16 protein-coding genes and 1 tRNA gene are annotated in these 18,509 nt (G+C 64.7%); 13 read left to right on the plus strand and 4 right to left on the minus strand.

Going from position 1 to position 18,509, the window contains the following annotated elements; all coding sequences use genetic code 11:
- Positions 1–132: 132 nt before the first annotated feature.
- Both PXJ20_RS10585 and PXJ20_RS10590 read right to left on the minus strand, forming a co-directional pair.
- On the minus strand, positions 133–966 hold the full coding sequence (locus tag PXJ20_RS10585; RefSeq protein WP_421030662.1) for an alpha/beta fold hydrolase: 834 nt from the start codon (positions 964–966) through the stop codon (positions 133–135).
- Positions 963–2,333, minus strand: coding sequence for an O-acetylhomoserine aminocarboxypropyltransferase (locus tag PXJ20_RS10590; RefSeq protein WP_421030663.1), 1,371 nt, complete (start codon positions 2,331–2,333; stop codon positions 963–965). The genes PXJ20_RS10585 and PXJ20_RS10590 overlap by 4 nt, the downstream gene beginning before the upstream one ends.
- Before the next feature lie 47 nt (positions 2,334–2,380).
- On the opposite strand from PXJ20_RS10590, the gene PXJ20_RS10595 reads away from it, so the two are divergent.
- From PXJ20_RS10595 to aroC, 4 genes are all read left to right on the plus strand, one after another.
- Positions 2,381–2,635, plus strand: coding sequence for a hypothetical protein (locus PXJ20_RS10595; RefSeq protein ID WP_421030664.1), 255 nt, complete (start codon positions 2,381–2,383; stop codon positions 2,633–2,635).
- Positions 2,636–2,705: 70 nt separating this feature from the next.
- A complete protein-coding gene (locus PXJ20_RS10600) occupies positions 2,706–3,167 on the plus strand; it encodes a CBS domain-containing protein (RefSeq protein ID WP_017777763.1) in 462 nt (153 codons plus the stop codon).
- Between the two features lie 285 nt (positions 3,168–3,452).
- Positions 3,453–5,390: an MFS transporter gene (locus PXJ20_RS10605; protein WP_421030665.1), complete on the plus strand. Its 1,938-nt coding sequence runs from the start codon at positions 3,453–3,455 to the stop codon at positions 5,388–5,390.
- Positions 5,391–5,442: 52 nt separating this feature from the next.
- Positions 5,443–6,543 carry a chorismate synthase gene (gene aroC, locus PXJ20_RS10610; RefSeq protein ID WP_421030666.1) on the plus strand — a complete coding sequence of 367 codons (1,101 nt, stop codon included), beginning with the start codon at positions 5,443–5,445 and terminating at the stop codon, positions 6,541–6,543.
- 112 nt (positions 6,544–6,655) lie between these two features.
- On the opposite strand, the gene PXJ20_RS10615 is transcribed toward aroC, so the two are convergent.
- Entirely contained in the window at positions 6,656–8,329 is a 1,674-nt protein-coding gene (locus PXJ20_RS10615; protein WP_126878858.1) for an electron transfer flavoprotein-ubiquinone oxidoreductase, read from the minus strand.
- A 186-nt stretch (positions 8,330–8,515) separates the two neighbouring features.
- On the opposite strand from PXJ20_RS10615, the gene PXJ20_RS10620 reads away from it, so the two are divergent.
- Positions 8,516–9,292: an SDR family oxidoreductase gene (locus tag PXJ20_RS10620; RefSeq protein WP_421030667.1), complete on the plus strand. Its 777-nt coding sequence runs from the start codon at positions 8,516–8,518 to the stop codon at positions 9,290–9,292.
- Between the two features lie 45 nt (positions 9,293–9,337).
- Positions 9,338–9,775: an acyl-CoA thioesterase gene (locus PXJ20_RS10625; RefSeq protein WP_017777768.1), complete on the plus strand. Its 438-nt coding sequence runs from the start codon at positions 9,338–9,340 to the stop codon at positions 9,773–9,775.
- Between the two features lie 141 nt (positions 9,776–9,916).
- Here the strand turns inward: PXJ20_RS10625 and PXJ20_RS10630 are convergent, their stop codons facing one another.
- Entirely contained in the window at positions 9,917–10,471 is a 555-nt protein-coding gene (locus tag PXJ20_RS10630; protein WP_126878857.1) for a PAS and helix-turn-helix domain-containing protein, read from the minus strand.
- Between the two features lie 281 nt (positions 10,472–10,752).
- Between PXJ20_RS10630 and PXJ20_RS10635 the strand changes: the two genes are divergently transcribed.
- From PXJ20_RS10635 to thrS, 7 genes are all read left to right on the plus strand, one after another.
- Complete coding sequence (locus tag PXJ20_RS10635; RefSeq protein ID WP_126878856.1) at positions 10,753–11,457, plus strand: CoA transferase subunit A; 705 nt, start codon at positions 10,753–10,755, stop codon at positions 11,455–11,457.
- A 2-nt stretch (positions 11,458–11,459) separates the two neighbouring features.
- A complete protein-coding gene (locus tag PXJ20_RS10640) occupies positions 11,460–12,101 on the plus strand; it encodes a CoA transferase subunit B (protein ID WP_017777771.1) in 642 nt (213 codons plus the stop codon).
- 331 nt (positions 12,102–12,432) lie between these two features.
- Positions 12,433–13,308 (plus strand): alpha/beta fold hydrolase, encoded by an 876-nt coding sequence (locus PXJ20_RS10645; protein WP_277597687.1) that lies wholly within the window; start codon positions 12,433–12,435, stop codon positions 13,306–13,308.
- Between the two features lie 112 nt (positions 13,309–13,420).
- Positions 13,421–13,774, plus strand: coding sequence for a RidA family protein (locus PXJ20_RS10650; protein ID WP_017777773.1), 354 nt, complete (start codon positions 13,421–13,423; stop codon positions 13,772–13,774).
- Between the two features lie 130 nt (positions 13,775–13,904).
- Positions 13,905–16,127 carry a RelA/SpoT family protein gene (locus tag PXJ20_RS10655; RefSeq protein ID WP_421030668.1) on the plus strand — a complete coding sequence of 741 codons (2,223 nt, stop codon included), beginning with the start codon at positions 13,905–13,907 and terminating at the stop codon, positions 16,125–16,127.
- A 70-nt stretch (positions 16,128–16,197) separates the two neighbouring features.
- Positions 16,198–16,274: transfer RNA gene (locus tag PXJ20_RS10660), tRNA-Val, on the plus strand.
- 313 nt (positions 16,275–16,587) lie between these two features.
- Positions 16,588–18,495 (plus strand): threonine--tRNA ligase, encoded by a 1,908-nt coding sequence (gene thrS / locus PXJ20_RS10665; protein WP_277597688.1) that lies wholly within the window; start codon positions 16,588–16,590, stop codon positions 18,493–18,495.
- Positions 18,496–18,509: the final 14 nt, after the last annotated feature.

The raw sequence follows: 18,509 nt of genomic DNA on the forward strand, positions 1-18,509 counted from the left end.
CCTCGCTGTGGCGTTCGTGATTGCGTTCGAACGATTGTGCTGCTGTCGTACCATCCGTGCAACCCGGCTATCCGGCCGATGCCGCGACACGCGCGCAACCGCTATCGTGGTGCCTGCGATGGCCGTTTCGTCTCAGGCAAGCAATGCACCCGGGCGTGATGCAAAGGCGAACAGGCTGTCGAGCGTGGCGTCGGGTTGCTCGGCCATGATGGCGTGTCCTGCGTCGAGCGTCACGGTATCCGCTGTCACGCCGGCCCGCGTGAAGGCATCGGCCAACGCGCGCGCCGCACGCGGCGGCGTCATGACGTCGCGCCGGCCGACGATGATTCGCACCGGACAGCGCACGGCCGCGGCGCGTGCGAGGCCGTCGGCATACGCGTTGCAGGCGGCGAAATCGGTATGGAACAACTGGGGTTCGCCGCGCGCCGACACGCGTTCCATGAGCCGCTGGTTCATGCCGTGCAGCCAGAACCCCGGGCCGGGATTCGACGGTTTGGCCGCGATCGTCGAGTGTGACCATGCGTTCACCATGGCGATCGCTTCGGGTTCGCGCTCGCGGGCGGCATCGAGCAAGGCGGGCGAAACGGTCATGGGCAACGCGGTGGCGAGCATCGCGAGATGCGTGGTGCGCGCCGGATAGCGTGCGGCGAAGTCGAGGGCGATCAACGAGCCCATGCTGTGACCGGCCACGAAGGCGCGCTGCACGCCCGCCGCGTCGAGCAATGCGGCGAGCCAGTCCGCCATGGCGGGAACGTCGCGCAATGCCGGCCCGGCGCTGCGGCTGTGGCCCGGCAGGTCGACCGCGAGCACGCCGAAGCCGTGGTTTGCGAAGTAGCGCGACTGCAGTGCCCACACACTGTGATCGTGCTCGGCGCCGTGGACGAACACGGCCGTCGGCAGCGCCGGATCGAAGGGCTTGCCGCCGGTATAGACATAAGCGGGTACGCCCCGCACGTCGAGGATCATGGCGCCTCCTTGCCTGCCCGCGCCGGGTTGGCGACGGCAGAGCCGGGAGCCGAGGCGGGAAGCGCGCTTGCCGCGGGCGCGGTGTTTTTCTGCGCGGCTTTCAGCGCGCGCTTGAGGTCGTCGATCAGGTCGTCCGGGTCTTCGAGGCCGATGGAGAGCCGGATCGTGCCTTCGGCGATGCCTGCTGCGGCGAGGGCGGCGGCATCCATGCGGAAATGCGTCGTAGAGGCCGGATGGATGACGAGCGAGCGGGCGTCGCCCACGTTGGCGAGATGTGAGAACAGGGTCAGGGCTTCGATGAAACGCCGCCCGGCGGCGCGATCGCCGCGCAGGTTGAAGCTGAACACGGCGCCTGCTCCGCGGGGCAGCAGGCGTTGCGCCAGCGCGTAGTCGCGGTGGGTCTCGAGCTCGGGATAGGCGACCGATTCCACCGCTTCGTGCGCGGCCAGAAACTGGACCACCTTGCGCGTGTTCGCGACGTGCCGGTCCATGCGCAGCGGCAGCGTTTCCACGCCCTGCAGCAGTTGCCATGCGGCCTGCGGATGCAGACAGGCACCGAAGTCGCGCAGACCCTCGCGGCGCGCACGCAGCAGGAACGGGGCAACGGTGCTTTCCTCGGCGAACACCATGCCGTGGAAGCCCTCATAGGGCTCGGTCAGTTCGGGGAAATGGCCCGATGCGTCGAAGTCGAATGTGCCGCCATCCACCAGCACGCCGCCGATCGTCGTGCCGTGGCCGCCCAGGAACTTGGTGGCCGAGTGGTAGATCAGGTCGGCGCCGTGCTCGAACGGGCGCAGCAGGCAAGGCGTGGTGAACGTGGAGTCGACGAGAAGCGGCACGCGGTGTTCGTGGGCGATCTGGGCCACGGCAGCGATGTCGAGCACGTCGAGCCCGGGATTGCCCAGCGTTTCGCCGAAGAGCAGCCGGGTTTGCGGGCGCAGCGCCGCGCGCCAGGCGTCGAGGTCATGAGGCGGAACGAATGTGGTCTCGATGCCGAAGCGCCGCAGCGTGTAGTGGAGAAGGTTATGCGAGCCACCGTAGAGCGCGCTGGAGGCGACGATGTGCGAACCCGCGCCCATCAGCGTGGCGATGGCGAGATGCAGCGCCGCCTGGCCGCTTGCGGTGCCGATGGCGCCGACGCCGTTTTCGAGTGCCGCGATCCGCTCTTCGAATACGGCAACGGTCGGGTTCGAGATGCGCGAGTAGACGTGGCCTGCACGCTCCATGTTGAAGAGCGCGGCGGCATGGTCGGTGTCGCGGAACGAAAACGAGGTGGTCTGGTAGATCGGCGTCGCGCGGGCGCCCGTGGCGGGATCCGGGGCCGCGCCGGCATGCAGCGCGAGCGTGTCGAAACGGTTGGCGGACATGTCGATGGGCCCGGGCCGGTGCGGCCAGAACCTTGTGAGGTAAGGGAGTGAGCGATCGTAACACCGGGCTGCGCGGCATCAAGTGCCGTTTTCCCCCAAGCGTGTCGATGGACCTGCTGAAGGGGCCGCTGTGCGAGGCGGCCGTTGCCGGTATTTCGATCGCAAATGAATGCCGTTGTGCGTGGAATGGCCGCTTTCCTTTTGCCGACCTTTCCGCTAGCATCAAAAATCAGTCTGCATTGCTTATGCGGCATGGGCTTTTGCCCCGCGCATTGCCGCTCGAGCGCCCTATGTCTGGATAAGTCCAGATAAGTCCGCATAACCAGCCGCATTTGTGAATTGCATTTACACCCGTATCGCCAGGAGACGACCATGCGAGTCAGCGACATTTTGAAGGTCAAGGGCAACACCCTTTTTACCGTGACGCCCGACACGCCGCTGCACGCCGCAGTCAACACCATGGCCGAGCACGACATCGGGTCGCTCGTCGTGATGGAATATGGCGATCTGGTCGGCATGCTGACCTTCCGTGAAATCATTCTGACGCTGCGCAAAAACGATGGCAGCCTGGGCGCGGCGACCATCCGCAAGGTAATGGACGACCACCCCGTCACCTGCACGCCGGAAACCGACGTCAACGAAGTGCGACGAATGATGCTCGAACATCACGTCCGTTATCTGCCCGTTTTGGACAGCCGCACGCTGATGGGGGTGATCTCGTTCTACGACGTGGCGAAGGCCGTGGTGGAAGAGCAGAGCTTCGAAAATCGCATGCTGAAGGCATATATTCGCGACTGGCCCGAGGAAGAGGGCGAGCAGCCCACGCGACAGTAAGCGCCGGCGGTTGCTCCGTCGGTGGTTCACCGGGTGGGCTCGCGCCACGGGCGAGCAAGCTGTGCGCCGTGAGTTCGCGATCGCTGGGCCGGTTCCAACCTGTCGGCGGTACCGCGGTCACCGTTTCGAGAGAAAAACGCGCGCAGCAGGCGCGCGTTTTTTTGTTGAACTCACCTGGCCGTCGCTGGCCGTCGTGGCCTCTACCCCGGCCTCTACCTCAACACCCGCTTTCACCAGGCGGACATTGCCGGTGCCGGCCCCATACCTGCCCCTCCTGCCTCCCTCATGAGCGACCGCCCCTTACCCGTTGCGCGCCGCGCCCCTCGCGACGGCGAGGTACACGAATCGCAGTTCAGGCTGCTGCGCGAGCGCCGCTTTGCGCCGTTCTTCTGGACGCAGTTCCTCGGCGCGATGAACGACAACGTCTTCAAGATCGGTTTCACCTCGCTCGTCACCTATCAGACGGCGCGTTTTTCCGGCGTGGATCCGAAAACCGCACCGTTCCTGATTTCCGCGATCTTCATCCTGCCTTTCGTGCTGCTGTCGGCGACCTCGGGCCAGATCGCCGACAAGTACGACAAGGCCATGCTCACGCGTTTCGTGAAGACCTTCGAGATTGCCGTGATGCTCGTCGGCGGCGCGGGGTTCTGGCTGCACAGCGCGGCGCTGCTCTACACCTGCACGTTCTTGATGGGCGTGCATTCCACCGTGTTCGGTCCCGTCAAGTACGCCTACCTGCCGCAGCACCTCACGAATGCCGAGCTGGTGGGCGGTAACGGCATGGTGGAGATGGGCACGTTCGTCGCCATCCTCGTAGGCACGATTGCCGGCGGGGCCGCGGCGGGGCTGCCGGGCAACGGTGCGGCCGTGCTGGCGTGCCTGTGCGTTTCGGTTGCGCTCATCGGACGTTTTGCCTCGGCATTCGTGCCGCCGTCCACCCCTTCGCAGCCGGAGCTGCGAATCAACTGGAATCCGGTTAGCGAAACCTGGCGCAACCTCAAGCTGGCCCGCGGCAATCGCACGGTGTTTCTGAGCCTGCTCGGTATTTCGTGGCTGTGGTTCGTGGGCGCGACCTTCCTCGCGTCCTTCTTCAACTTTGCGAAGGACGTGCTCTCAGCGAACCCCGATGTCGTCACCGTGCTGCTTGCCACCTTCTCGGTGGGCATCGGCACGGGCTCGCTGCTGTGCGAGCGGCTCTCGAAGCGCCGCATCGAGATCGGGCTCGTGCCGCTCGGCTCCATCGGCATCAGCGTGTTCGCCATCGACCTCTACTTCGCGAGCCACGCGCTGCCGCGCGCCGGGCACCTGCTTGCGGTCGGCGAATTCCTGCGCGTGCCGGCGCACTGGCGCATCCTCGCCGATCTGTACCTGCTCGCGATGTTCGGGGGCTTCTACAGCGTGCCGCTCTATGCGCTGATCCAGAGCCGCAGTGTGCCGAGCCATCGTGCGCGCATCATCGCGGCGAACAACATCCTGAACTCGCTGTTCATGATCGTCTCGGCGCTGATGGCGATGGCCCTGACTTCCGCGGGCGTCGGCATTCCGGGGCTCTATCTCGTCACGGCGCTTCTCAACGTGGCGGTGGCCGCCTACATCTATCTGCTCGTGCCGGAGTTTCTGCTGCGCTTCGTCGCGTGGCTGCTCGTGCATACGGTCTATCGCATCCGGCTGGTGCACACGGAGCGCATTCCGGCCGAAGGGCCGGCCGTGCTCGTCTGCAATCACGTGAGCTATGTCGATGCGATCGTCATCATGGCCGAAAGCCCGCGCCCCATCCGCTTCGTGATGGACCACCGGATCTTTCGCGCGCCGCTGGCCGGCTGGCTGTTCCGCCACGCGAAGGCCATTCCGATTGCGCCGGCGCACGAGGACGCACACCTGCTTGCGGCGGCCTACGAACAGTGCGCCAAAGTGCTCGCCGAAGGCGAACTGGTCTGCATCTTCCCCGAAGGCAAACTCACGCGGACGGGCGAGATCAACGCGTTCCGTCATGGCGTGATGGAGATCATCGAACGCATGCCGGTGCCGGTGATTCCAATGGCGCTGCGCGGCCTGTGGGGCAGCGTCTTCTCGCGCGACGAAAGTGCGCACCTGCCGCGGCCGCTGCGGCGTGGTGCGGTCAGCCGGCTCACACTTGCGGTGGGCGAGCCGCTCGACCCAGCCAGCGTCACGCCGGAAGGGCTCGAGGAGATCGTCACGGCGCTGCGGGGCGCCCGGCGCTGAACGCGCGGGCTGGCATAATAGCGGCTTCCCCGTTTTACTTTGGACGACGCTCATGTCCGGCAACACGCTCGGCACGCTCTTTACCGTCACGACCTTCGGCGAATCGCACGGCCCGGCCATCGGCTGCGTGATCGACGGCTGCCCACCCGGCATGGCGCTCACTACCGAAGACATCCAGTTCGAACTCGACCGCCGCAAGCCAGGCACGTCGCGCCACGTGACGCAACGCCAGGAAGAAGACAAGGTCGAGATTCTCTCGGGCGTATTCGAAGATGTGACGACCGGCGCGCCCATCGCGCTCCTCATCCGCAACACCGATCAGCGCAGCAAGGACTACGGCAACATCGCCGAAACCTTCCGCCCGGGTCACGCGGACTACACGTACTGGCAAAAGTACGGCATTCGGGACTATCGCGGCGGCGGCCGGTCGTCGGCGCGGCTCACGGCGCCCACCGTGGCGGCCGGCGCCGTGGCGAAGAAGTGGCTGCGCGAGAAGTTCGGCGTGGAGGTGCGGGGCTACATGAGCGCGTTGGGCGAGATCGACGTGCCGTTCGTCGACTGGTCGCACGTGCGCGAGAATCCGTTTTTCGTGCCGAATGCCGACATCGTGCCGCAGCTCGAAGCCTACATGGACGCGCTGCGAAAGGACGGCGACTCGATCGGCGCGCGTATCAATGTGGTGGCGTCGGGCGTGCCGGTGGGCTGGGGCGAGCCGTTGTTCGACCGGCTCGACGCCGACATCGCGCACGCGATGATGGGCATCAATGCGGTGAAGGGCGTCGAGATTGGCGCCGGCTTCGCGAGCGTGGCGCAACGTGGGTCGGTGCACGGTGACGAACTCACGCCGGAAGGCTTCGTCGGCAATCATGCGGGCGGCGTGCTGGGCGGTATCTCGACGGGGCAGGACATTACCGTCTCCATCGCAATCAAGCCGACGTCGAGCATTCGTACGCCGCGTCGCTCCATCGACAAGGCGGGGCAGCCCGCGACGGTGGAGACGTTCGGTCGCCACGATCCCTGCGTTGGCATTCGCGCCACGCCGATTGCCGAAGCGATGCTGGCGCTCGTGCTGATCGATCATGCCTTGCGGCATCGCGCCCAGTGCGGCGACGTGGTGACCACGTCGCCGAGGATCGCGGCCGGAACGCCCTGAAGCGTTCGGGCGCAAGCACCACGCCGTAAAAAGAAACGCCGCTTGAAAGCGGCGTTTTTTTGTATCGGCGGAAAAAGGGCCGTCGTGCCTGAGCGCGGACGGCCCCGAGTCCTCACATGTTCGGATAGTTCGGCCCGCCGCCGCCTTCCGGCGTCACCCACACGATGTTCTGCGTCGGGTCTTTGATGTCGCAGGTCTTGCAGTGCACGCAGTTCTGCGCGTTGATCACGAGCCGGTCGTTGCCGTCGTCGTTCTTCACGAATTCGTAGACGGCGGCAGGGCAGTAACGTCCCTCCGGTCCCGCATACGTGCGCAGGTTCACGTTCACGGGCACGCTCGGGTCCTTGAGCGTGAGGTGCGCCGGCTGGTTTTCCTCGTGATTCGTGTTCGAGATGAACACCGACGAGAGTCGGTCGAACGTGAGCTTGCCGTCCGGCTTCGGATACTCGATCGGCTTGCACTGCGATGCGGGCTTGAGCATCTCGTGGTCCCAGTGCTGGTGATGGAGCGTCCACGGCACGTTGCCGCCGAAGAGCTTTTGCTCGATGCCGACCATCAGTGTGCCGAGGTAGAGCCCCTTGCTCATCCACTGCTTGAAGTTGCGTGCACGGTGTAGTTCCGTGTAGAGCCACGAGGTCTTGAACGATTCGGGGTAGGCGGTAAGTTCGTCGGCGGTGCGGCCGGCCTGCACGGCGTCGAAGGCGGCGTCGGCAGCCAGCATGCCGGTCTTGATTGCCGCGTGCGATCCCTTGATGCGCGAGGCGTTGAGAAAGCCGGCGTCGTCGCCCACCAGCGCGCCGCCCGGAAACACGAGCTTCGGCAGCGACATGAGGCCGCCCGCCGTGATGGCGCGTGCACCGTACGAAACGCGCTTGCCGCCTTCCAGAAACTTGCGGATTTCAGGGTGCGTCTTGTAGCGCTGGAATTCCTCGAACGGCGAGAGGTACGGGTTCGAATAGCCGAGCCCCACTACGAAGCCGACCATCACCTGGTTGTTGTCGATGTGATAGAGGAACGAGCCGCCGTAGGTCTGTGAGTCGAGCGGCCAGCCGGCCGAATGGATGACGAGGCCCGGCTGGTGCTTCGCGGGATCGATTTCCCAGAGTTCCTTGATGCCGATACCGTACACCTGCGGGTCGCTGTCGCGGTTCAGCTTGAACTTCTCGTTGAGCTGGCGGCCCAGATGCCCGCGCGCGCCTTCGCAGAAGAGCGTGTACTTCGCGTGCAGTTCCATGCCGAGCTGGAAGTTCTCGGTGGGCTGGCCGTCCTTGCCGATGCCCATGTTGCCCGTGGCCACGCCTTTCACCGAGCCGTCTTCGTTGTAGAGCACCTCGGCCGCGGGAAAGCCGGGGAAGATCTCGACGCCCGCGGCTTCCGCCTGCTGGCCGAGCCAGCGCGTGACGTTCGCGAGGCTCACCACGTAGTTGCCTTCGTTCTTGAAGTTCTCCGGCAGCGCCCAGTGCGGGACGGTGCGCGCGCCCGTTTCGGTCAGAAACAGAAAGCGGTCTTCGGTGACGGGCACGTCGAGCGGCGCGCCTTTTTCCTTCCAGTCGGGAATCAGTTCGTTGATGGCGCGAGGGTCCATGACCGCGCCCGAGAGAATGTGCGCACCGATTTCCGAGCCCTTTTCCAGCACGCACACGCCGAGTTCGACGCCTTTTTCCGCAGCCCGCTGCTTGAGACGGATGGCGGCCGAAAGACCGGCCGGGCCGCCGCCGACGATCACGACGTCATACTCCATCGATTCGCGTGGACCGTACTGCTCAATGAGACTTGCGGGGGTCATCGAAGCTCCTCTTGCCGTTAGAATGCTTTTTTCGGGAACGTATTGTCCGGTAACGTCTGACACCCCGCAACCCGAAGAGCGCAGATTAGCACGATCGTTCTATTCTTTGTGCTACCGTATTGACGCACGTCCGGCCGTGCCGCAACGTGCCGTCCACTCAACGCTCAACACCTACAAGGAACGACAATGGGCCGTTCGATCAATCTGGAAGGCAAGGTCGCGCTGATCACCGGCGCATCGAGCGGACTGGGCAAGCGCTTTGCCCAGGTACTCTCGCATGCAGGCGCAAAAGTCGTGCTGGCTAGCCGCCGCGTGGAGCGCCTCAAGGAACTGCGCGCCGAAATCGAGGCGTCGGGCGGTGCGGCGCACGTCGTGTCGCTCGACGTGACGGACTACCAGAGCATCAAGTCTGCCGTGGCGCACGCCGAGACCGAGGCGGGCACCATCGACATTCTCGTCAACAACTCGGGCGTCTCTACGACGCAGCGCCTCGCCGACGTCACGCCCGCCGACTTCGAATACGTGTTCGATACGAATACGCGCGGCGCGTTCTTCGTCGCGCAGGAAGTGGCCAAACGGATGATGATGCGCGGCAACGGCGCACACAAACCGGCGTACCGCATCATCAACATCGCGTCCGTGGCGGGTTTGCGCGTGCTGCCGCAGATCGGACTCTATTCGATGAGCAAGGCAGCGGTGGTCCACATGACCAAGGCCATGGCTCAGGAATGGGGACGTCATGGCATCAACGTCAATGCCATCTGCCCGGGCTATATCGATACGGAGATCAACCATCACCACTGGTCGACGGAGCAGGGGCAGAAGCTGATTTCGATGCTGCCGCGCCACCGCGTGGGCAAGCCCGAGGACCTCGACGGCCTCTTGCTGCTGCTCGCGGCCGATGAATCGAATTTCATCAACGGCTCGGTGATTACGGCCGACGACGGCTTCGGGCTCGCGTGAAGACTGACGTGAAGCGTCACACGAAATAACAGGAAGAGAAGTTCGATGAGCGAGCAGGCGTATCACCCCGTCTTCGAAATGTCGATGCCCATTCGCTGGGGCGACATGGACGCGTTCGGCCACGTCAACAACACGGTCTATTTCCGCTACATGGAGCAGGCGCGGATTTCGTGGTTCGAGCATCTCGGCATCGCGGGCGGCAACGGCGAGGGGCAAGGGCCGGTGATCGTCAACGCATCGATGGAGTTTTTGCGTCAGCTTCACTATCCGGGCGACGTCGTGTGCCGGATGACGGTCGGCCAGCCTGGCCGCAGCAGCTTCGACACCGGTTTCGAACTGCGCCGTGCGGACGACCCCGACACGCTCTATGCGCGCGGCAACGCCCGCTGCGTGTGGATCGATTACGCCGCCGGCAAATCGGTGCCGATGCCGGATCTGTTGCGCGCCACGATCGAGCGGGCCGAACTCGTCAAGGCCCGTTGAGGCTCACTACCCTGGCCAGATGAGCAGGCCAGCTGAACAGGCCGGCTGAGCGGGCCTGCTGAACAGCTTCAAGCCGGCGTCCAGCCAACAACATCACACCGGCCTGTCAACCGGCGAGCGCACGATCCCGCTCGCCGGGTCTTACTGCCCCAGCAGCCGCTGCAACAGCTCGGTGGCGTTTCCCGTCCCATACTTGCGCATGAGCCGCGCGCGGTACACGTCCACCGTGCGCGAGCTGATATCCAGAATCCGCCCGATCTGCTTGCTCGTCTTGCCTGTGACGAGCTGGGCGGCAATCTCGCGCTCGCGCGGGGTGAGTTCTACGGCCACGCGGCGTGTGGCGCTGAGGTCCTCGAAGGTCCAGACGCCCGCCGCGTGCGGCTCGGCGCGGTCCAATGACCGCCCCGTCACGTGGCACCAGAAGAGCTCGCCGTCGGCGCGCTTCATGATGCGGTCGTCCGCGTAGCTGCCTTGCGCGGTCATGATGGGCGGGATGCGCGCGCCGATGCGCTCGAACTCGTCCGCCGACGGATACAGCACCTGAAACGACTGCCCGATCAGCGACTCGCGCCGGCACCGGAAGATCGCCGCGAGTTCGTCGTTGCAGTCTTCGATGATGCGATCGCGCGCGAGCACGAGGCCGATCGGCGCGAGATGAAAGGCGGTCTGATAGTCGAGCGAACGTTGGTCGGGCATGGGCGAGGCCGCCACGGTGGTGAGGTTACTTATGTATTTTTGCGTATTGTGCCGCAACACCGCTGCATCGTACCCTTTGCGGCAAACGAGAAGAGCGCGGCGAGCGTTGCCCTGCAAGGCGCCGCGCCGGCGTGAGGCGCACGGCCGGATGTCCATTCGGCCTGCTGCAACGGCATGCCGCCGTGTGGCTAGAATGGCGTTTGCCAACTGGCTGCCGGCGAGTTTTGCCGCGCACTGCGCCGATCCGGTTTTCGGGTTTCCATTGAGGAAGGGACAAACTGATGAACAAGGTCTATGGGAGCGCGGCTGCCGCGCTCGAAGGCATCGTCAAGGACGGGCAGACGTTCGCCGTGGGCGGCTTCGGCCTGTGCGGCATTCCGGAGGCGCTGATCGGCGCGCTGCGCGATTCGGGCGTCAAGGGCATCACCTGCATTAGCAACAACGCGGGCGTGGATGGTTTCGGCCTCGGCCTGCTGCTCGAAACGCGGCAGATCAGGAAGATGATCTCGTCGTACGTGGGCGAGAACAAGGAATTCGAGCGGCAGTACCTCGCGGGCGAACTGGAACTCGAATTCACGCCGCAAGGCACGCTCGCCGAAAAACTGCGCGCGGGCGGCGCCGGCATTCCGGCCTTCTTCACCAACACCGGCTACGGCACGCTGATTGCCGAGGGCAAGGAAACCCGCCAGTTCGGCGACAACCACTACGTGCTCGAGCATTCGCTCACCGCCGACGTCGCGCTCGTGAAGGCGTGGAAGGCGGACAAGGCCGGCAACCTCGTCTATCGCCGCACGGCGCGCAACTTCAACCCGATGTGCGCGATGGCCGGCCGCATCACGGTGGCCGAGGTCGAGGAAATCGTGGAGACGGGCGAACTCGATCCGGACGCGATCCACACGCCCGGCATCTTCGTGCAGCGCATCGTGCTCAATGCGCATCCGGAAAAACGCATCGAACAACGCGTCGTGCGCGCAAAAGGAGTCTGACCATGGCATGGAATCGCGATGAAATGGCCGCGCGCGCGGCGAAGGAACTGCAGGACGGTTTCTATGTGAACCTCGGCATCGGTCTGCCGACGCTGGTGGCCAACCACGTGCCGGCGGGCGTCGAGGTGTGGCTGCAGTCGGAGAACGGGCTGCTCGGCATCGGGCCGTCGCCCACGGACGAGGAAGTGGACGCCGACCTCATCAACGCAGGCAAGCAGACGGTGACGACGCTGCCCGGCTCGTCGATCTTCTCGTCGGCGGACTCGTTCGCCATGATCCGCGGCGGCCACATCAACCTGGCGATTCTCGGCGCCATGCAGGTGAGCAAGAGCGGCGACCTCGCGAACTGGATGATTCCGGGCAAGATGATCAAGGGCATGGGTGGCGCCATGGACCTCGTGGCCGGCGTGAAGCGCGTGGTCGTGCTGATGGAGCACGTGGCGAAGGGCGATCAGCACAAGATCGTCGATGAATGCTCGCTGCCGCTCACGGGCGTGGGCGTGGTGGATCTCATCATCACCGACCTCGGCGTGATCGACGTGACCGAAGACGGTTTGCGGCTCGCCGAACTCGCGCCTGGCGTGACGGTGGACGAGATCGCGGCGAAGACGGGCGCCCCGCTCGACGTGAGCGCGGTGAGCTGAGCGGTATCACGGTTGGCGAAAAGCGGCCTGATGGTGGGTTGCTGTGGTCGCCGCGGTCGCTTGCAGGCGGGGCTGTGTGGTCGTTTGAGGTTGCGTGAGGTTATGTCGGCGAAACGTGACCCTTGTTCGGTAAATCGATTCGAAGCGGGCGGAACGTTCGGAAAGAGCGTTCCGCCCGCGGTGTTTGGGCGGTCGCGTTGCGCGTGACGCTCGTCGCGCTTTCCCTGAAAAACGCGTTGGTGCGGTTCCCCGCCGTCTACAATCGGACTCGTGCCGCCGGCGCCGCAGCGGGCCCGGCCCCGACAGTCTTCTGCCAGGACAGGACCTCACGATGACCGCCACGTCTACCGCCTTGCGCCAGCGCTTCGTTCAATGCATCAGCCCCGGCGGTCTGCACCGCATGGCCTACACCGAATGGGGCGACCCCGCGAACCCGCGCGTGCTTGTCTGCGTGCACGGGCTCACGCGTTCGGGCCGTGACTTCGACCGGCTCGCGGCCGCGGTGAGCGACACCTATCGCGTGGTGTGCCCCGACGTGGTGGGCCGCGGCCTCTCGTCGTGGCTCGCCGACCCGATGGGTTACGGCGTCGCGCAGTACGTTGCCGACATGGTCACGCTGATCGCGCGCACGGGCGCTGAAAAAGTGGACTGGTTCGGCACTTCGATGGGCGGGCTGATCGGCCTCGCCCTGGCGGGCCTGCCCGATTCACCCATCGGCAAGATGATCGTCAACGACGTCGGTCCCCATATCGAGCCGCAGGCGCTGGCTCGCATCGGCGAGTATCTCGGCAAGCCGGCGCGCTTCGAAACGCTGCAGCAGGGCATCGATCATGCCGCGTTGCTCGCGCAGTCGTTCGGCCCGCTCACCCAGGAGGAGTGGCGCGAGATCAACACGCCGCTCCTGCACGAGGTGGACGGCGCCTGGGCATTCCGTTACGACCCGCGCATCGCCCAGCCGTTCGGCGCCACGACACCCGAGCAAAACGCGCTCGGCGAATCGATACTCTGGCGCTCGCTTGCGGCCTTCCCGGGGCGCATGCTCGTCGTGCGCGGCGAGCAGTCGGATCTGCTTTCGCGTGAGACGGTGGCGCGCATGGTGAGCGAAGGGAAGGCTGTTGCGAGCGTCGAAATTGCCGGTGCGGGCCATGCGCCGGCCTTTCTTGCACCTGACCAGATCGCTATCGCGCGACGTTTCCTGATCGGCTGAGCCGCGCTCGGGTCATAATATGCGATTGCACGCCTGCGCGAGGCAGGCGGCCGCGCATGGCGCTGCACCATTGCCGCAGCGTGCCACCTTCACCACACCAACAGGAAACCTTATGGCAGTCAATCGTCACCACGTCGGCCCGCGTCTCTCGGAAATCGCCGTGCACAACGGTACCGTGTACCTGGCCGGCCAGATCGCCGAAGACACGAAGCAGGACATCACCGGCCAGACCCGCGAGGTGCTCGACCACATCGACCGCCTGCTTGCCGAAGTGAACAGCGACAAGTCGCATCTGCTTTCGGTACAGATCTTCATCTCCGACATGGCCAACTTTCCCGGCATGAACGCCGTGTGGGACACGTGGGTCGTGCCGGGCGCCACGCCGCCGCGTGCCACGGTGGAAGCGAAGCTCGCGAACCCGGCGTGCCTCGTGGAAGTGGTCGTAGTGGCGGCGCAGCGCAGCTGACGGTTGGGCGGGGCAGCCCGCGGCGCAAGCGGCTGCGGTTTGTTGCCCTGCAATTGACCGTGCGGAAGCTTCGGCTGCCGCATGGCGGTTTCATCGTTCCAGCCCGGCATGATTGCCGGGTCAAAGCATCATGAGTCGCGACAATCTCCCCACCACCACGAGTCCGGTGCCGTCCATCGACGACGCGCTCGCGTTCGTGCGCGAGACCGCCGGTGACGCGCGACTGCCGTCCGGCGAACTGCTGATCGAGCATGCGGCGGGGACGGCGTCGATCATGGGCAAGCTCAACGTCGATTCGCCCGCGGTGCTGGCGGCGGCGCTCTTCGCGCTCACGCCGTATCTGTCGGACCCCGAGCGCATTCTGGCCGAACGCTTCGGCGAAGAGGTTTCGCAGCTCGTTGCGGACGTGCGCAAGCTGTTGAGGCTCGGCACCGTCAGCATGCGCGCCGCTCAGAATGCGATGCCCGAGGCCGGTCGCGACGCGCAGGCCGCGCGTCGCGCGCAGGTCGAAGCGTTGCGCAAGATGTTGCTCGCGTTCGCGCAGGACATCCGTGTCGTGCTGATCCGGCTCGCCTCGCGGCTGCAGTCGCTGCGCTACTACGCCGCGGCGAAGCTCACGCCGTCGCCCGACGTGGCGCGCGAGACGCTCGAAATCTACGCGCCGCTTGCGAACCGGCTCGGCATCTGGCAGTTGAAGTGGGAGCTCGAGGACCTCGCGTTCCGCTTCGAAGAGCCCGAGACCTACAAGCGCATCGCGAAGTTGCTCGACGAGAAACGCGTGGAGCGCGAGAGCTACGTCACGCAGGCCATCGATCGGCTGCGCGCCGAGCTTGCCGCCGCGCACATCGATGCGGAGGTGTCGGGGCGGCCGAAGCACATCTACAGCATCTGGCGCAAGATGCGCGGCAAGGAGCTCGATTTCGCCGAACTCTACGACGTGCGCGCGTTTCGCGTCATCGTTCCCGACATCAAGGATTGCTACACCGTGCTCGGCATCGTGCACAACCTGTGGCAACCGGTGCCGAGAGAGTTCGACGACTACATCTCCCGGCCGAAGCCGAACGGCTACAAGTCGCTGCATACGGTTGTGATCGGCGACGACGGGCGCGCGTTCGAAGTGCAGATCCGCACGCACGAGATGCACCAGTTCGCCGAATACGGTGTGGCCGCCCACTGGCGCTACAAGGAAGCGGGCGTGCGTGGTTATGGCGGTCAGTTCAGCGCGAGCGACCGCTACGATGAGAAGATCGCATGGCTGCGCCAACTGCTCGCGTGGAAAGACGACGTGTCCGACGGCCGCCAGCCGTGGGACCAGTTGCGCCAGGCTACCTTCGAGGACGACCACATCTATGTGATGACGCCGCAGGCGCGCGTGATCGCGCTGCCGCAGGGCGCAACGCCCCTCGACTTCGCGTATCACCTGCACAGCGAGCTGGGGCACCGCTGTCGTGGCGCGCGTGTCGACGGCGCGATGGTGCCGCTCAACACGCCGCTGCAGAACGGTCAGACGGTCGAGGTCATCGCGGTGAAGGAGGGCGGGCCGTCACGCGACTGGCTCAACCCGCAGCTCGGCTATCTGCAAAGCCCGCGTGCACGCCAGAAGGTGCGCGCGTGGTTCAACGCGATCGAGCACGAAGAGAACATCGCGTCTGGCCGCGCAATGGTGGAAAAGACGCTGCAGCGCGAGGGCAAGACCTCGGTCAATCTGGACCAGCTCGCGGCCAAGCTCGGGTTCAAGTCGACCGACGATCTGTTCTCCGTGGTCGGCAAGGAAGAGTTCAGCCTGCGTCAGGTGGAGCAGGCGTTGCAGGACGCGCCGCCGCCCGAGCCGGAAACGGAAACGCCCGAGCAGATCACGAAGCGCGCGAGCGGGGCGAGCGTCGCGCATGGCGCATCCACCGGCGTGCTCGTGGTAGGCGTGGACGCGCTGCTCACGCAGCTCGCGCGATGCTGCCGTCCGGCACCGCCCGACGACATCAGCGGCTTCGTCACGCGCGGCAAAGGCATGTCGATCCATCGCACGGATTGCCCCACGTTTCGTCGCATGGCCGAGCGCGCGCCTGAGCGCGTGCTGCAGACCACGTGGTCCGCGGACGTGCTGAGCGGGCGCGGACAGTCCGTCTATCCCGTGGATCTCACGATCGAGGCGAGCGACCGCCAAGGGCTGCTGCGCGACATCTCCGAAGTGTTCGCGCGCGAGAAGATCAACGTGATCGGCGTGAAGACGCAGTCGCGGCGAAACGCGGCTTTCATGCAGTTCACCGTCGAGGTGTCGAGCGCGGCGCAAATCCAGCGTGCATGCACCCTGCTGGGAGAGGTGCAGGGCGTGGTGCGGGCCGCGCGCAAGGCATGAGGCGTTTTCATGTCGCCGCATAAAAGTGCTTGCCAAGTGTTCCGGTACTCCATATAATTTCAGCTTCTTCAGGCTCGTAGCTCAGCTGGTTAGAGCACCACCTTGACATGGTGGGGGTCGTTGGTTCGAGTCCAATCGAGCCTACCAACGAAATCGGAAGCCTGGTCATGCATCGGGTTTCATGCGGTATCAGCAGTAGTACAAACGGCAGTGCACGCGCTCTTGCGCATAAGGCGAATACGGTTATGACACCGCGAACGTTTACCGAAACTACTTCGGAGCGACGCTAGTCGAGGACCCCTTTCGCCTCTGTATTTCGCCGTGTAGTCTGGTTCGAAATGTGAATGCGGCCCCTCGAAAGCGGGGCCGCATTTTTTTTGCCCTGGTTTCGTTGCCGGTCCGCGTAGGGTTTCTGTCTTTCACCTGTTGACGTGCCGCCGGCCGGCACATGGAGAACGCAATGGTTTCGATACGTCTGCCCGACGGTTCTGTTCGACAGTACGATCATCCCGTGACGGTCGCCGAAGTGGCCGCGTCGATCGGCCCCGGTCTCGCGAAGGCGGCGCTCGGCGGCAAGGTCGATGGCGAGCTCGTCGATACGTCGGCGCTCATCGACCGCGATGCGTCGCTTGCGATCGTCACGGAGAAGGACCCCGACGGTCTCGACATCATTCGCCACTCCACGGCACACCTGTTGGCGTACGCGGTGAAGGAGCTTTACCCGGAAGCTCAGGTCACGATCGGACCGGTGATCGACAACGGCTTCTATTACGACTTCGCGTACAGCCGTCCCTTCACGCCTGAGGATCTCGAGAAGATCGAAAAGCGTATGCAGGAGCTCGCAAAGAAGGACGAGCCGGTTACGCGTCGCGTCGTCTCGCGCGACGAGGCGGTCGACTACTTCAAGAGCATCGGCGAGAAGTACAAGGCCGAGATCATCGGATCGATTCCCTCAAGCGACGAGATCAAGCTCTATTCGCATGGTGGGTTCACGGATCTTTGCCGCGGCCCGCACGTGCCGTCCACGGGCAAGCTCAAGGTCTTCAAGCTCATGAAGGTGGCGGGCGCCTACTGGCGCGGCGACGCGAAGAACGAGCAGTTGCAGCGCATCTACGGCACAGCCTGGGCGAAGAAGGAAGAACAGGACGCGTACCTGCACATGCTCGAAGAGGCGGAGAAACGCGACCACCGCAAGCTCGGCAAGCAGTTGGACCTGTTCCACATGCAGGACGAGTCGCCCGGCATGGTGTTCTGGCATCCGCGCGGCTGGACGCTCTGGCAGCAGGTGGAGCAGTACATGCGCCGCCGCGTGGCCGAGGCCGGCTATCTCGAGATCAAGACGCCGATGATCATGGACCGCTCGCTCTGGGAAGCGTCCGGCCACTGGCAGAACTATCGTGAAAACATGTTCACGACGGAGTCGGAAAAGCGCGACTACGCCATCAAGCCGATGAACTGCCCGGGCCACGTGCAGGTGTTCAATCATGGCTTGCGGTCGTACCGCGATCTGCCGCTGCGTTACGCGGAATTCGGCTCGTGCCATCGCAACGAGGCTTCCGGCGCGCTGCACGGGCTCATGCGCGTGCGCGGCTTCGTGCAGGACGATGCACACATCTTTTGCACGGAAGATCAGTTCATCAGCGAGTCGATCGCTTTCAACACGCTCGCCATGAGCGTGTACAAGGATTTCGGCTTCGATCACATCGACATCAAGCTGTCGCTGCGTCCGGACTCGCGCGCCGGCACGGACGAAACGTGGGATCGCGCAGAGGACGGCCTGCGCCGCGCGCTCACGGCCTGCGGTGTGAGCTGGGAAGAGCTGCCGGGTGAAGGCGCGTTCTACGGTCCGAAGGTCGAGTACCACATCAAGGACGCGCTCGGCCGCTCGTGGCAGTGCGGCACGCTGCAGCTCGACATGGTGCTGCCGGAGCGCCTTGGCGCCGAGTACGTGGCCGAGGACAACAGCCGCCGGCGCCCGATCATGCTGCACCGGGCAATCCTCGGATCAATGGAGCGCTTCCTCGGGATCCTGATCGAGCACCATGCCGGCGCGATGCCTGCCTGGCTGGCTCCGATGCAGGTGGTTGTGATGAATATTGCTGAAAGTCAGGCCGAATATGCGCAAAAATTGGCCCAAACGTTGCAAAAACAAGGGGTTAGAGTAGAGGCCGATTTGCGCAACGAGAAAATTAGCTATAAAATACGCGAACACACGCTCGAAAAGGTCCCGTACCTGCTGGTGGTCGGCGACAAGGAGCGTGAAGCGCAAACGGTAGCCGTGCGTGCCCGTGGCGGTGTCGATCTCGGTGTGATGCCGGTCGATGCCTTCGTTGAACGCCTGCGTGAAGACCTGCAGGCGTTCAGGTAAACCACCTGGCAGCG

The organism is Paraburkholderia sp. A1RI_3L (assembly GCF_048957895.1).
GTDB lineage: Bacteria > Pseudomonadota > Gammaproteobacteria > Burkholderiales > Burkholderiaceae > Paraburkholderia > Paraburkholderia kururiensis.